Annotated in this window: 16 protein-coding genes and 1 rRNA gene; 5 read left to right on the forward strand and 12 right to left on the reverse strand. The window is 44.5% G+C overall.

The window, feature by feature from the left end; genetic code table 11:
• Window positions 1–72: 72 nt before the first annotated feature.
• Window positions 73–1,239 carry a benzoate/H(+) symporter BenE family transporter gene (locus N4A56_RS14040; protein ID WP_295548282.1) on the forward strand — a complete coding sequence of 389 codons (1,167 nt, stop codon included), beginning with the start codon at window positions 73–75 and terminating at the stop codon, window positions 1,237–1,239.
• 191 nt (window positions 1,240–1,430) lie between these two features.
• On the opposite strand, the gene N4A56_RS14045 is transcribed toward N4A56_RS14040, so the two are convergent.
• From N4A56_RS14045 to flgB, 9 genes are read right to left on the reverse strand one after another with little or no spacing between them, the layout of a single operon-like run.
• Window positions 1,431–2,744, reverse strand: a complete 1,314-nt coding sequence (locus N4A56_RS14045) for a FliI/YscN family ATPase (protein ID WP_293671878.1) — start codon at window positions 2,742–2,744, stop codon at window positions 1,431–1,433.
• Window positions 2,741–3,502, reverse strand: coding sequence for a V-type ATP synthase subunit E family protein (locus tag N4A56_RS14050; RefSeq protein WP_295548286.1), 762 nt, complete (start codon window positions 3,500–3,502; stop codon window positions 2,741–2,743). Before N4A56_RS14050 ends, N4A56_RS14045 begins: the two co-directional genes overlap by 4 nt.
• Window positions 3,489–3,785, reverse strand: coding sequence for a hypothetical protein (locus N4A56_RS14055; protein WP_295548289.1), 297 nt, complete (start codon window positions 3,783–3,785; stop codon window positions 3,489–3,491). Before N4A56_RS14055 ends, N4A56_RS14050 begins: the two co-directional genes overlap by 14 nt.
• A complete protein-coding gene (locus tag N4A56_RS14060) occupies window positions 3,772–4,206 on the reverse strand; it encodes a hypothetical protein (RefSeq protein ID WP_295548291.1) in 435 nt (144 codons plus the stop codon). The genes N4A56_RS14055 and N4A56_RS14060 overlap by 14 nt, the downstream gene beginning before the upstream one ends.
• The gene (gene fliG, locus N4A56_RS14065; RefSeq protein ID WP_293671894.1) at window positions 4,193–5,143 is read right to left on the reverse strand and encodes a flagellar motor switch protein FliG; all 951 of its coding nucleotides are present in this window, start codon (window positions 5,141–5,143) and stop codon (window positions 4,193–4,195) included. The genes N4A56_RS14060 and fliG overlap by 14 nt, the downstream gene beginning before the upstream one ends.
• 34 nt (window positions 5,144–5,177) lie before the next feature.
• Entirely contained in the window at window positions 5,178–6,803 is a 1,626-nt protein-coding gene (gene fliF / locus N4A56_RS14070; protein ID WP_295548293.1) for a flagellar basal-body MS-ring/collar protein FliF, read from the reverse strand.
• Window positions 6,804–6,852: 49 nt separating this feature from the next.
• Window positions 6,853–7,179 carry a flagellar hook-basal body complex protein FliE gene (fliE, locus tag N4A56_RS14075; protein ID WP_293671885.1) on the reverse strand — a complete coding sequence of 109 codons (327 nt, stop codon included), beginning with the start codon at window positions 7,177–7,179 and terminating at the stop codon, window positions 6,853–6,855.
• 22 nt (window positions 7,180–7,201) lie between these two features.
• Window positions 7,202–7,642: a flagellar basal body rod protein FlgC gene (gene flgC, locus N4A56_RS14080; protein WP_293671886.1), complete on the reverse strand. Its 441-nt coding sequence runs from the start codon at window positions 7,640–7,642 to the stop codon at window positions 7,202–7,204.
• Window positions 7,642–8,052, reverse strand: coding sequence for a flagellar basal body rod protein FlgB (flgB, locus tag N4A56_RS14085; RefSeq protein WP_293671887.1), 411 nt, complete (start codon window positions 8,050–8,052; stop codon window positions 7,642–7,644). Before flgB ends, flgC begins: the two co-directional genes overlap by 1 nt.
• 318 nt (window positions 8,053–8,370) lie before the next feature.
• Here flgB and N4A56_RS14090 point away from each other — a divergent pair, with 318 nt between their 5' ends.
• Entirely contained in the window at window positions 8,371–8,925 is a 555-nt protein-coding gene (locus tag N4A56_RS14090) for a tetratricopeptide repeat protein (RefSeq protein WP_293671889.1), read from the forward strand.
• 245 nt (window positions 8,926–9,170) lie between these two features.
• On the forward strand, window positions 9,171–10,955 hold the full coding sequence (locus tag N4A56_RS14095) for a bifunctional diguanylate cyclase/phosphodiesterase (RefSeq protein WP_295548295.1): 1,785 nt from the start codon (window positions 9,171–9,173) through the stop codon (window positions 10,953–10,955).
• Window positions 10,956–10,978: 23 nt separating this feature from the next.
• Here the strand turns inward: N4A56_RS14095 and N4A56_RS14100 are convergent, their stop codons facing one another.
• Window positions 10,979–11,170 carry a hypothetical protein gene (locus N4A56_RS14100; protein ID WP_293671897.1) on the reverse strand — a complete coding sequence of 64 codons (192 nt, stop codon included), beginning with the start codon at window positions 11,168–11,170 and terminating at the stop codon, window positions 10,979–10,981.
• Here N4A56_RS14100 and N4A56_RS14105 point away from each other — a divergent pair.
• Complete coding sequence (locus N4A56_RS14105; RefSeq protein ID WP_295548305.1) at window positions 11,112–11,726, forward strand: AzlC family ABC transporter permease; 615 nt, start codon at window positions 11,112–11,114, stop codon at window positions 11,724–11,726. The two genes, N4A56_RS14100 and N4A56_RS14105, sit on opposite strands and share 59 nt — an antisense overlap.
• Window positions 11,719–12,042: an AzlD domain-containing protein gene (locus N4A56_RS14110; protein WP_295548296.1), complete on the forward strand. Its 324-nt coding sequence runs from the start codon at window positions 11,719–11,721 to the stop codon at window positions 12,040–12,042. Before N4A56_RS14105 ends, N4A56_RS14110 begins: the two co-directional genes overlap by 8 nt.
• Window positions 12,043–12,111: 69 nt before the next feature.
• Here the strand turns inward: N4A56_RS14110 and N4A56_RS14115 are convergent, their stop codons facing one another.
• Together N4A56_RS14115 and rrf are read right to left on the reverse strand one after the other, a co-directional pair.
• Window positions 12,112–13,686: an HD domain-containing phosphohydrolase gene (locus tag N4A56_RS14115; protein WP_295548298.1), complete on the reverse strand. Its 1,575-nt coding sequence runs from the start codon at window positions 13,684–13,686 to the stop codon at window positions 12,112–12,114.
• A gap of 615 nt (window positions 13,687–14,301) precedes the next feature.
• Window positions 14,302–14,398, reverse strand: a 5S ribosomal RNA gene (gene rrf, locus N4A56_RS14120); the annotation flags it as partial.

The following is a 14,398-nucleotide window of genomic DNA, read 5'->3' on the forward strand; positions in this document are numbered from 1 at the left end:
GCGCACAATAGTACACCCCTTGCACCGGACGTTATAACGCACAAATCGAACTATCAGACTAAAGGAAGCCCTATGCTAAAAAATCTATCAATCAGCCATATCTCGTCTGGATTAGCTGCTATTCTTGTTGGATATACATGCTCAGTAGTCCTTGTTATTGAAGCCGCTATGGGTGCCGGTGCTACCTCTATGCAAGTGGGTAGCTGGCTTTTTGCTATCGGCATGGCAGCAGGACTAACAACCATATTCTTCTCACTATATTACAAGGTTCCTGTGCTAACAGCATGGTCAACCCCAGGTGCAGCACTGCTCGCCAGCAGTGTTGCCGGATTCTCTCTTCCGGAAACCATCGGGGCATGCATTATCTGTGCGCTACTCATTATACTGACAGGTGCCACAAAGTCACTCTCCGCATTTATTCAAAAAATTCCGACAGCTCTTACAACAGCCATGCTGGCAGGCATCCTTATTCCTTTTGGAATAAAGACATTCACCCCTTGGGAGAGCACTCCAATACTTTTTGGCAGCATGCTTGTAGCCTATCTTATCGGCAAACGATTTTATCCACGATATACCATGCTGATGCTTATTCTCATCGGCGGAGGAGTGGCATATTTTCAAGGTACGTTGCCGCTTGCAGATACCTCGCTCTCTGTTACCGCTCCGGTATTTATGTCGCCTGAATGGAGTGTTGCGTCCATTGTCAGCCTGAGCATTCCCCTTTTCCTCGTAACAATGGTTTCCCAGAATATTCCGGGCATCGTTATGATTCAGAGCCACAATTACTCTGTTCCTTTTTCCCGAATTTTACTCGGGACAGGCTTTATGAACTTAATCACAGCACCGTTCGGCGGCTTTACCTGTAACCTTGCAGCAATTTCTGCTGGAATCTGTATGGGAGAAGAAGTCGATCCGAACCCGAAAAATCGCTACTTGGCATCAACAAGCGCCGGAGTTTTTTATATGCTTGCCGGACTCTTCAGTACAAGCCTCGTTACGCTTTTTGTTTCCATGCCTTCAGAACTGACACAAATGCTCGCAGGATTCGCACTTCTAGGTATTATTCAACGCAGCCTGTACCTTGCTGTCAAAGACGAAAACACACGGGAAGGCGCACTGATTACGTTACTTATAACAGCGTCCGGTATTTCTTTTATAGGAATCAATGCTCCGGTATGGGGACTACTTGCCGGATACATTATGAACCGCTTTTTTAATCCGGCAAACATAACAAGATAACTCTCGTAGATATCCGCATAACCCATTCATAAATCTGAACAACATAAAACAAAGAGGTCGTGATTATACAATCACGACCTCTCATGTGTACTGCATTAAATAAAACAACCTTTCAGCAGGACATACTGCCTATCGCCGTGCAGTACGCTGGAGTACGGGCGTCCCTTCCCGTTGCTTCCGGTTGTTCTAATTTATTGTTGTACCAAAGAATGTAACTGAGAATACGACTCCTCAATAGTGCAAGGGTCCTGTACTCTCTGTTGTAAAAATTCGTTTACCTGCGGAACCATGGAAATTGCTTTATCAACCACCGGATTTGATCCATGCGAATACGCACCGATGTTAACCATATCTTCTACCTTTTTATAGGCAGCAAGCAACTTGGTTACAGATTGTCCTTCTTCTATAATCTCACGCGAACAAATATCGCCGCGAAGACGGGAAACAGAGCGTAACACATCAATTGCAGGATAATGTCCGTTATCTGCAAGATCACGCGTTAAAACAATATGTCCGTCAAGAATAGAACGCACTGCATCCGCAATAGGTTCGTTAAAATCGTCACCATCTACAAGAACGGTGTAAATTCCTGTGATGCTGCCTTTATCGCTATTGCCTGCACGCTCCAGAAGCTGAGGAAGCTGGGTAAAAACAGTAGGCGTGTAGCCTTTGGTTGTCGGCGGTTCACCTGTCGCAAGCCCCACTTCTCGCGCTGCCATGGCAAAACGGGTCACTGAGTCCATCATAAGCAAAACATTTTTGCCTTGATCTCGATAGAACTCCGCCACTGCTGTTGCAGCATATGCAGCACGCATGCGGATAAGCGGTGACTGGTCAGAGGTTGCAACAAGCAACACTGAACGCTTCATTCCTTCAGGTCCTAAATCTTTCTCGATAAATTCAAGAACCTCACGTCCGCGTTCGCCGATAAGCGCAATCACGTTAATGTCAGCTTCAGTGTAGCGAGCCATCATACCCATAAGAGTAGATTTCCCCACACCGGAACCCGCCATAATACCGACACGCTGCCCTTTACCTAAGGTAATAAGACTGTTGATTGAACGCACGCCGACATCAAGCGGTTCAGTAATGCGTGAACGGGAAAGCGGGTTAGGCGGCATAGCATACAAAGGTCTGTAGCCTTCCGCGGTATGCATAGGAGATTCGGAGCCAAGCTCGTTGCCGAATGCATCAAATGCTTTGCCGAGCATGTCATTGCCTACAGGGAATGTTGGCGGCAAACTGGAGTTACGAATTAGTGACCCCGGTTTAATACCGCGCATATCGCCGTATGGCATAAAAAGGATATTACCGTCACGAAACCCTACGACTTCAGCCGGAATCTGTTCAGCGCCTTCTTCAGGAATAAGCTGACAGACAGCACCTAACGGTGCTTTGATTCCACACCCTTCAACAATCAGCCCGACAACCTTGTTCACCTTACCGAAAGACTGGTTCGGCTCAAGGCTGTTCAGCATTTCAATAGCTCCACTCGGATCGATCATATCTGATCCTCAGGAATCATAAGCTGCTCTAAAATTTCGTCCACAGCCTGCCTGCGGCTAATAATGGTGTTATCCACCATACCGTCACGGCTTTCTACAATAACACCACCGGAGATTGTGGAAGAAGTTTTAACCTTCCATCCTTCCAGACCGCTGTAGTGCTGCTGTGCATTTTGGATAATACCAGTAACCAGTTCTTCATCCTCAGGATGTACAGTAATGATAAGCTGTCTGCGCTCGTCAAGAATTTGAACTGCCTCGGTAAAAAGACGCTCCATGGAAGCATGACGGTTTTCTGACATCTCTACAGCGCACATGCGCTCTACGGCAGCCTGCACAACTGTGATAAGGTCACTGCGCCAGTTTGTAAAAATATTGGAGCACTGTCCCTGAATAGCACCTAATACGCTGGATACAGATTCTGCATGTTGCTGCTGCAATGCATTTAGCTCTGCCTGAGCCTGCTCACAGCCTTCTGCATATCCTTCCTGACGCGCCTTTTCTTTAAGCCATTCAGCTTCTTCACGCGCTTTAGCAAGGATACCGGAAGCTCGTTCTGCTGCACGTTCCCGCACGCGCTCCATGTAAATTGCTTCAGTTGCATCATCCCATTGCGGGGAACGGGAACCTTCCACACCTTCGAGGGTATGTTCATTTGCAGAACCGGGACCCGTGAAGATTGTGCCCCACGCAGCCACACTTTTCGGTGCGGCTGTGTCGGATAACATGGAACCGGAAATTACATTAGATGAAGGCATTTCGGACTCCGTTACCAAAAGGAAGGTATCCTTTTACTTCCGGACAAGATATGTCTTCTTTCTCAAAAACACTTACTGGAATCATTTCCTCTAAGTCTTTCTGAACCTTCTGGGATACATCCTCAGACATGCTGCTGAAAAGTACAAACGGTTCATCTGTCGGCAACATTCTTGGCTTTTGACTATGCTCTTCTGCCACAAGTTCACGGATACCGCGGTCATCAAGCTTCGGTGCTGCCGGAGCGTGTAATACAGACTCAGAATTAGCATTAAATAAAGGCATTGTATCCTCCAGATTCAGTAACAACACGTCCTTTCATTTTCAGACGGTCGATAACCTGTTGCGGGTTTCCAGCAATATCAGATAACTTTGTAGACACATTTTCCGGTAAATTTTCTTTAAATGCCCTAACAGCACTTTCGGAAATATTACTGTAGAGAACTTCTCTTCTTGCCCCAGCTGCACTATTGTGCAGCTGCGCCATACCGGAGTAGCCTTTTGCATTAAGCAGTTCACGAGCACCGCGGTCATCAAATTTAGGCATTGTTGCACTGGCAACATCTGCTTTGGCGCGGAAATCCTGACGAGGCTTTCTCATATTGCTGCCTGATGCTTCATTCAATAAATCGCTAATACCGCGATCATCCAACTTTGGCGCTGCCGGAGCAAATGCGATTGATTCTGAAAGACTAGACAAATACATCGTTGCCTCCTCGTCCGATAGCAATACGTCCTTCCATTTCGAGACGGCGAACAATCTTTACAATAGTCTGCTGTGCACCCTCTACATCGGAAAGCTTTGTAGGCCCCATGATCTCCAGATCTTCTTTGATCATTTTGGATGCACGCTCGGACATGTTGCTGAAGAATACGTCCTGCATATCTTCGGATGCGCCTTTGAGTGCCAATGTCATATCGTCGTTGGATACTTCTTTCAGCAATTCGCGGATACCGCGACCATCCAAGGTTGCCACGTCTTCGAATACGAACATGAGGTTTCGAATGTCTTCTGCCATCTGTACAGATTCTTCTTCGATCTCTGCGAGTACTTCTTCTTCTGTAGCGCGATCCACTGCGTTGAGAATTTCTGCAACTGCAGCAACGCCGCCCACTTTTTTGCCTTCCTTGCCGCCCATTGCGATAAGCTGGCTCTGCAATACTTTGTCTACTGCCATAAGCATATCTTCCGGTACTGCTTCGAGACGGGCAAGACGCATAAGCACTTCTGGTCTGATACCGGCAGGGAGCATCTGGATAAGCTCTGCTGCCTGATCTGAATGCAGGTGACCAAGAATAAGTGCCAGTGTCTGCGGGTGCTCGTTACGTAAAATCTGAGCAAGAATTCGAGGACTGACGTTTTCAAGTTCGCGGAACGGTGCAGGCCCGTTATCCAGTTCCAGAGTATCCATGATGTACTTAGCGGTTTCGCTATCGAGGTTTTTAAGAAGCATTCTTCGGGTAGCATCTTCACCACCGGAAATCATTTCTTTACCTGCAATCATGGAGTGATGAAACTCGCGTAAAATATCTTCTACATCTTCTTTAGGAACTGTATCCAGCTCCATCATGGCTTTTGAAATATGAGCAATGTCTGCACGGTCAAGACGTTTGAATGTCTCGGCGGTAAACTTGTCTCCCATTGCCAGAAGCAGTACGGCGGTTTTTTCCGCGCCTTTAAGCTGAGTGGCCAACTTTATGTCCTCCAGAATCTTTAAGCCAAGACTTCAAGATGCCTACAGCTTGTTCCATGTTCTGCTCTGAAATCTGCAATGCATGCGCTTTAATATCTTCAATTTTCTTAAGTGCATCCAAAGCGTCGAGCTCTTCTTCACCTTCAATAAGTGCTATACGTTCTTCACCCATCGGAAGCCCTTCAAGACCTTCCATAACCTCGCCTGCTTCAACCTTAGGTCGAATCAGTGCAAGAATTACCGGACGAACGATAAGCAGGAGGAAGAGGAAAACCAGTACGGCGTTAAGAATCGGTTTACCCATGCGTAATGCATAGTCACCAATAACCTCTGCAAGGCTGCGTTCGCGTTCCACATTCAGCTCGCCAAAGGCGATACAGGAAACTTCAATTGCGTCACCGCGTGCTGTTTCAAAGCCAACTGCATTGGAAACCAGTGCTTTGATTCGAGCCATCTCTTCTTCAGAACGCGGGGTAAAAGCCATAGCCCCGGTATCTGCATTTTCTGCGTAGGTGCCATCCACAACAACCGCAATACTCAAGCGATCAACCTGACCTACAGGGGTCACGATGTTCTGCTCTTCTTTGTTGATTTCGTAGTTGATAGTGGAAGTTTCGCGAGTTGCATCCTGCTGGCTTACGCTACCGTTAACACCGTCACCTCTAAAGTTTGCATCAGGAGTTCCTGCTGCAAGGTTGGCACTGCCTTTGGTAGTTTCTGCGCTTTTCTGTTCAGAACGAACAACGGCGCCATCAGGATCAAATGTTTCTTTGCGAATTGTGCGCTGGCTAAAATCAAGGTCTGCGTTAACTTTTGCGATAACCTTGCCTGCACCGATGATAGGGTACAGAAGCTCCTGAATACGCAATTCCAGATTTCGCTGAATGGTCTGCTTGTGGTCAAACTGTGTAGCTGTCATGCCCTCGATAGAAGTTTCATCTTCAGGATGATACAGCACAGTGCCTTTGGTATCTGCTACAGAGACACGACCTTTTTCCAGACCCTCAACTGACATGGTTAAGAGATTGACAATTGCTGTCACATCTTTATCTGTCATTTTTTTGCCTTCACCAAGGTTCAAAACAACAGAAGCGGACGGCGGAAGCTCTTCCTCAATGAACAAGCTTTTTTGAGGAATAACAAGATGGACTCGAGCAGACTCTACAGAAGGAAACTCTGTAATAGTACGGCTCAATTCACCCTGAAGAGCACGCTGGTAATTAATTTTCTGAACAAACTCTGTTTGACCGACTTTTACTTCGTCAAAGACTTCGAAGCCAATGCCCTGCCCAGTTAAACCACCATCACCGGCGATCTTAATGCGCATATCGTAGACTTTGTCAGCAGGTACAAGAATGGTGGAACCGCTGTTTTCCAAGCTGTAGGGAACCTTTTCAGCCTGTAAAACTTTTACGATTCTATTCGCATCTTCGAGTGCTAAGTTAGCATACAACAGCTGCATATCAGGTCTGTTAAGCCAGAACAGCAAGGCGAAAAATACGCCCAGCACCGTAACGGCAAGACCGCCGATAAATACCCTTTGCGAGAGGGTAATACTCGACCAGAAATTTTTTGTGCGATCGACTGCATCGTTTAACATGGGGGACATTATTTACTCCGAAAAATACAGTTAATAAAAGGCGATATAACAGTGTGGACTAGAACTGCATTTTGCTGATTTCGTTGTATGCGCTAAGAACTTTGTTACGCACGGCAGACGTAAGGTTCATAGCTACACTTGCTTTTTGCAACGTAATCATAAGTTCGTGTACGTTTTGCTGTTCACCTGAGGCAAAAGACTCAACCATAACAGCTTTTTCCTGCTGCATGTCGTTTACTTTCTTCACAGATGCTTCAACAGTTTCCAAAAAGGATGTGCTTGGCTTTTCTTCGGATGCAGTGGACTGCTGCACCTTTTTGTTGCCAGTGGCAAAATTATTTAATGCTTCGGAATATGCTTTCATTCCAACATTCTGAATAGACATGACTTACTCCTGACTAACCGGCTTAGCCGCGACCAAGCTCTAACGCTTTGTTATACATAGTTTTGACAGCATCCATTGAGGAAATGTTTGCTTCGTAGCTGCGCTGGGCAGTCATCATGCTTGCCATTTCTTCAACAACGTTAATGTCCGGATAAAAAACGTATCCTTCCTCATTAGCGTCCGGATGCCCCGGCTCGTAAACACGCTTCAGCGGGCGGTCATCCTGAGCAACCTGCTGTACACGTACGCCACGCAGGTCTCTATCCATTGCAGACTGCATCTGCTTGCTGAAAGGATGATCAACTTCAGTTGCTTGCAACACAACAGTCTTACGTCTGTAAGGACCACCTTCCGGTGTGCGTGTTGTTTTAGCGTTTGCAAGGTTCATTGAAATAATGTTCATGCTTGTACGCTCAGTACTGAGCGCAGAAGCTCCGATATCGAGTGCTGTCATGAAATCCATTATTTAGCTCCACTTGAAATGACGTTTTTCATTCCGTCAAAATTGCTTTTTACCACTGTTGCCAGTGTGTTGTAGCGCATGGTGTTTTTAGCCATAATTGCCATTTCTTTATCCATGTCCACGCGGTCTTCACCGTGAACAACACGAAGCGGCATTTTCTTTTCCCATTCAGGACCGAAGTTTTTCGGATCAAACGCCGCCGGAACATGGTTACCGGCAGTACGGGTCATTTTGCCACGACCATCAATATTCAGCGCTTTTTGAAGATCTTCTTCAAATTTCACCCTACGAGCGAGATACCCCGGGGTCTTAATGTTAGCCATGTTACTCATGACAACATTCTGACGCTGCAACTGCATGTCCATAACTTTTGCACTGAGCAGTGTATGAGTTTCAAATAAACCTTTCATGCAGGTATCCTCCCTTTCACTAAAAAATCTTGCCGACAGTTTTTTTGTAAAATTGCCAACAGCACTTATTATAAAGCAAAAGGTGTTCCACTTTTTTATATTGTTGATTTTGTTTATATTTTTTAGAAATTGTCATTTTTTTATAATAGCAGGTACGGAAAAGTGACGGAGATTTGTCACAGATACAAAGGGGATAGGAGTATTTACTGGCACAGTAGTTGCTTAATTTTCTGTAACCACTCAAAAGAAGAACTATTTTCCTACACGCCTAATCGTGTAACCCTGTGGGGATTTAGCTAAACTAAATAAGGATACAGCATGAGCGATTACCAGACATTAAAAGTACTTGGCGAATACAATCTCGCATTAGGCGATACCCAGAAAGCAGTTGAATGCTTTACAGGCGCTATGGAGCTTAACAGCGAATCTGCTGAACCGCTTTTGGGGCTTGCGGCAGTATGTATTTTTGACGGAGACTATGACTCCGCATTAACATTATATATGAAAGCTGCCACACTGGAAAAAAGTGCACGGGCACACGCAGGTATCGGTCTTGTTCTTGCTGAACAGGGTAGAAACGATGAAAGTTTTACCCACTTCCTTACAGCATTATCCATTGACCCTGTGGACAAAGTAGCACTCAACTGCTTGCTTCAGCAGGGATACAGCACAGAACGTATCGACGAAATTCTTCCAGCATTTGCCCGCGCCTTAGAAGAAGACGATACTGACACAGCAGTACGCTTCTCTTACGCAACTTGTCTTTTCTCTACTGACCGTAAAGAAGAATCTATTGCTGAATTCAAAGAAATTTTACGCATTGACCCCGAACATGAAGCAGCAAAAGAAGTGCTAGCACATATTGCAGCATAACTACTTTTTATTGTTTGTAAAAAAAGCAAGGCACTCTATACTGAGATCTCTCTCAGTACAGAGTGCCTTATTTTTTATTCAGTTCCCTAACTATGCTTTTTTATGTAACAATATAAGGAGGTATTCTAGATACGTTAGGTGTTTTTTTCCAATCAGCGAAATGGGATAACAAAACCAGCACATACGTTTTGTTGTCATGTGGCAAAATTCATCCTGCACAATCTAAATACAACAGGGAGTTAGATATGGCAGGAGACACAGCTACAGCCAATAAGAAGACAAGCGGGAAACAAAGCATTGAACCCCGCTGCCAGCTTTTTTCTTCGAAAGATTCAATGCAAACAATGATACTGAATTCCCCGCTATGGGAGTTCTGGTATGCCGCCGACGGAACACTCGAAGTTGTTTCCAATGCCTGTGAAGCTTGCTGCGGGTATGAGGCAGAGCATTTTTATCGCAATCCCCGTTTCATGGAAGCAATTCTAGTTGAAGACCATCTACCACTTTGGAAAACGCTATGGCGTAAACTGAATGATGGTGATGAGTACGCATGCGCTGAGTTTCAAATTCGTCTCCCGAACGGCGAAAAGAAATGGAAAAAATTTGAAGCCAGCCGTGCAGTAGATGCACAAGGCTGTTACTGCGGAGTGCGGGCATTTTGCCACGACATAACTTCCCAGCATAACATCTTAAAACAACTCGAATATTCCACATGGCACGATAGCCTTACGAAACTTCCCAACCGCTCAAAATGCCTTGAGAAAATCAACGAAGCACTCGCACGGGCTAAAAATTCCTGCAACTGGGATTTTGCTGTCATCTACATCGATATTGACCGCTTTAAAAACATCAACGACTCCCTCGGTCATGCAGCAGGCGACACCATTCTTTGCAACCTTGCCAACCGCCTGAAAGCCTCCATGTACGGGATAGAAAATGTTTTCAGAATCGGAGGAGATGAATTTGTCCTGATGTATGAAGATACCGCAGGACATGACGCCGTACACCGCTTCCTTAAAAACCTCATCAGCAATATAAAACGTCCCATCATCTGGAACAACAAACATATACATATGTCTGCCAGCTTCGGAATAATGTTTGCCGATCCAGAAACGGATACTGCCGATCGCTATCTGCAAAACGCCCATGTAGCTCTCAACCATGGTCGTTCCAATGGCACAGAAAGCGTCGCTGTATACGATTCACAAGTTTTTTCCCAAGCTCTCAAGCTTATCAGCATGGAGCTTGATTTACACAACGCCCTTATCAACGATGAATTTTTTCTTGAGTACCAGCCAGTTGTCGAGACAAGAAGCCGTGCCATCACTGGATTTGAGGCACTTGTTCGCTGGAAAAATAGTCAGGGACACATTATCTCCCCGACAAAGTTCATTCCGCTAGCTGAAGAGACAGGGCTGATTTTAAAACTTGGGGAATGGGTTCTGATGGAAGCGTGTTCCACCCTTGCAGGATGGCGCAAAACAAATCCTCTATTCGAACAGCTCAAAATCAATGTGAACCTTTCTGCGCGCCAGCTTTCTGACCTGACATTAACAGAGACCGTCGCACGGATTTTACAAGAAACAAATCTGCCGCCAGACTGTTTACGCCTTGAAGTAACTGAAACTATGCTTATGGAAAACCCTGACTACGCTGACAGCACATTACGCAGGCTCAGAGAGTTAGGTGTTGAGTTATGCATTGATGATTTTGGCACAGGGTATTCTTCTCTCATGTACCTGCAACAATTTCCTATCAGCAACTTAAAAATTGATCGAAGCTTTGTGACTGACATGGAAAAAAACCCAGCCAACTATGAAATTGTCAAAGCTGTTATTGCACTGGCACACGCGCTCGGGTTGACGGTAGTAGCGGAAGGTGTGGAAGAAGAAGAGCAGCGGATAATGCTACAGGAAGCGGGTTGTGATTTTGCACAAGGCTACTTATTTTCGCGTCCAATTAATCCTCAGGAAATACCAGACACGGTACAATATATGCAACCAGCAACACAGTATCTGCAAGCAGAGTAGCGCCGGAAGAAACCCAGCACTTTTCAAAAAACAATCGACAGGCACGTACCGGCACCGTAATCTAATGCAATGTCAGAAACGTTATCAATCCGTAAATCATTCATTGCAGGTGCAAGCACAATTATACCAGTAATGCCGGGAATCATACCATTTGGTATGCTGACCGGTGTGGTAACCATTGCTGCTGGAGTATCTCCAGTTAAAGCAATTTTCATGACTTTGGCCATGTTTGCCGGAGCCGCACAGGTTTCAGTAGCGCAGCTAATGGCAGAGCACAGTTCTGCTATCATCATAGTCGCAACAGCTATCATGATTAATCTTCGCTTTATCATGTATAGCGCTTCTATCACGCCATATCTTGGAACAGTTTCTCTCTGGCAGCGTTTGTTTTTATCGTACACTCTTTCCGATCAAGCATATGCTGTTTCCATTGTTGAATTCAACAAGCCGGATAGCCCATTCCTGCGAGCACCCTTCTTTGCCGGTGCATGCACATCATTGTATTTTACTTGGATGTTCGCCACGCTTTGCGGTATTTTTTTTGGTGCACTCATCCCACCGAGCTGGTCTTTTGACTTTGCAATACCGTTGACGTTTCTAGCGCTACTCGTACCCAATATCACTGACCGCTCCACCGCACTTGCAGCTTTTATTGCTGCACTTGTAGCGCTTCTTACTGTTTCACTTCCATACAACATGGGGCTGATGCTCGGCGCTGTCTCTGGTATTGCAGCTGGATATTTTTCGGAGAGAAAAAAGCATCATGACTAATTCAATATTCTGGCTCACTATTTCCGCCATCGGTATAGCAACAATACTTATGCGAGGATCGTTCATCCTCACAGCCGAACGATTTAAGTTAAATGATAAGTTCGAAAGTCTTCTGAAATTTATACCAGCATCAGTTTTGGCAGCGTTAGTTACACCCGCTATTTGTTACCATGAAGGAGCTATCGATGTTCTCGGTGGTAAGGAACGAATTATTGCAGCACTAGTCGCGCTAGTTGTCGCGTATAAAACGCGCAACATTCTTTTCACAATCCTCTCAGGAATGGGGACACTGTATCTTCTTGGATACTTATTTTAATCTCCATAGTGCTTGAATCCTCTCTTGTGCGCAGCACCAATGGCTCCTTGGTCTCAAAAAAGTATGCTGTTAACTACTCGAAACACCAGTAAGCTTTACGCCTTCATAAAAATCCATATTGCTGGACACTTCATTAATTCGGTCCCCGATAGTTAAAAACGTATCAAGCACAACAGGATCAAAATGCTTACCCCGTTCACCAAGCATCACGTCAATAGCCTCATCATGTGGCATAGCTTTTTTATACACACGCTCCATTGTGAGCGCATCATACACATCAGCAACTGCCATAATTCTACCTGCAAGAGGGATCTCGTTTCCTTTTAACCCATAGGGGTATCCTGAACCATCCCACTTTTCATGGTGAGTTCCTGCAATATCAACAGCAGTTCGTAAATGCGCACCATCGTCCAAAAGGGAAAGCATCCGGCATAAAACCTGCTCACCGATTCGCGAATGAGTTTTAATAATTTCGAACTCATCTTCACTCAATTTACCGGGCTTCATAAGTATTGAATCAGGGATTCCGATCTTCCCGATATCATGCAGCGGAGCAGACATAGTAATGTGATCGATAAATTCCTGTGTAATAATATCCGGAAACTCATTCCGTCTTCGCAACTCTTCACTCAATTCTTTTACGTAATACTTTGTGCGAACAATATGTAATCCAGTTTCATGGTCACGAGTATCCGCAAGTGAGGCCAAGGTCATGACGGTAACATCATGCACTTGTTTCACTCTATCATGCTCTTTCTTACGTTCAGTAAGAATCGCGAAGATAATGTAAATCATAACCGCCTGCGTCACAGCATACAGCTGCACAAGCAACAGAGAGGTGCACGGACTATAAGCGGCAAATGGTCCAAAAGAATTTAGTGTGCCTCCAACGGACAGCATAAAAAAGAAAACAACGTATATCGTTATTTCGGAAAATGTCATCCGCAGACCAGCCCAGAAAGCAATCGGCATTAAAAGAAACGTCAAAGGGTAAGTACTAACTCCGCCCCAGAACGCTCCTGTAAACAGTAAGAACCGGGCACAACAGTCAATCAGCAATAATAAAATAAATTCAAAGCGAACATGGGGTACTGAAAAAGGGAGGGAAAGCTGTAGAAATTCTTTAAAGATCGGGGCAAAAATTATAATCCCTGACAATCCAGACAAGAACCATATCTGAAAAAACTCTTCAACAGGCAAATCGACAACATCAAAAGTAAGATTAATTGCTAGCCCAAGCGTAGCAGTAAGTGAGGCACAAACAAAGGCGCCTGCAACAATAAAAAGCAATAGATTATTTAATGAATTCAACAAAAGCTTTGTTGCATTTAAGCGACGAAGCAAAGTGACAGAAAAAAATGGGGCGGCAGTATTTACTAGACTAAAAAGTACTGCGCCTAAAATATCGTCCAAAATTCCGAAAGATAGAAACAAGTTGCCAAATAAAATAGACAGCGCAGGACGCTTGCCAAAAATCCAAAAGCAAGCGAACACCCAACCACTCACAGGCCAAAGTGGAGACGTTACACCGCCATTAGGGGCAAATTGAAAACTGAACCATTGAATCCCCACAGTGCCAGCAAAAAAAAGGCACTGCAAAAGCATCGTTTTGGCTAAAGAGTCTGTCGAACCTTTATGCAACATAGTTTCCCCCAAATTATGTACACTAAAAAAAGTATTTTAGTCTTTTTTAAAAGGGCTTTGTTACATAAACAAATACAATGCAAGCAAAATTTGTTAAATTTTGTATATTAACTAAAATAAACAATGCAAAAACTGAAATTGCTTCTGAAAGTTACTTTTTCACAGCAATCATTTTTGCATTACAACAAACTATAATCTTATATTGTATCAACGCTGTTTTATTAAACCGTTTCTTTCAAGCTATAACAGTCGCCACATCTACAAAACAGATTTCATTTGATATTACTTACAGCAATGCAAAATGGTTTAAAAAAAGAAACTGCTAATTTAATGCAAGATAACGCTACGAAATTAAGGTCAATGTAAGACAGAGATTTAAAAATAAGGCGAAAGCTGATGGAGTATTAATCAACAACAGTCATTATAAAACCGACAGCAGGCTACCATGTTGAAATAACACTTCTATATACTGTACCAGCCAGTACGGAAGCAGACCAAAGAAAAGGAAAAGAAGAATCATCGAGAAAGGAACAACGAACACCTGATAGCGTACTTACTAAAGCATAGACCAAAAAAAAAGACCGCGTTTCTTATGAAACGCGGTCTAGAAATAAATCTTGGCAGCGACCTACTTTCCCACAGGCTCCCCTGCAGTATCATCGGCGATGGTCGGCTTAACTTCCGAGTTCGGAATGGGATCGGGTGTACCCCA

The organism is Halodesulfovibrio sp. (genome assembly GCF_025210605.1).
Classification (GTDB): domain Bacteria; phylum Desulfobacterota; class Desulfovibrionia; order Desulfovibrionales; family Desulfovibrionaceae; genus Halodesulfovibrio.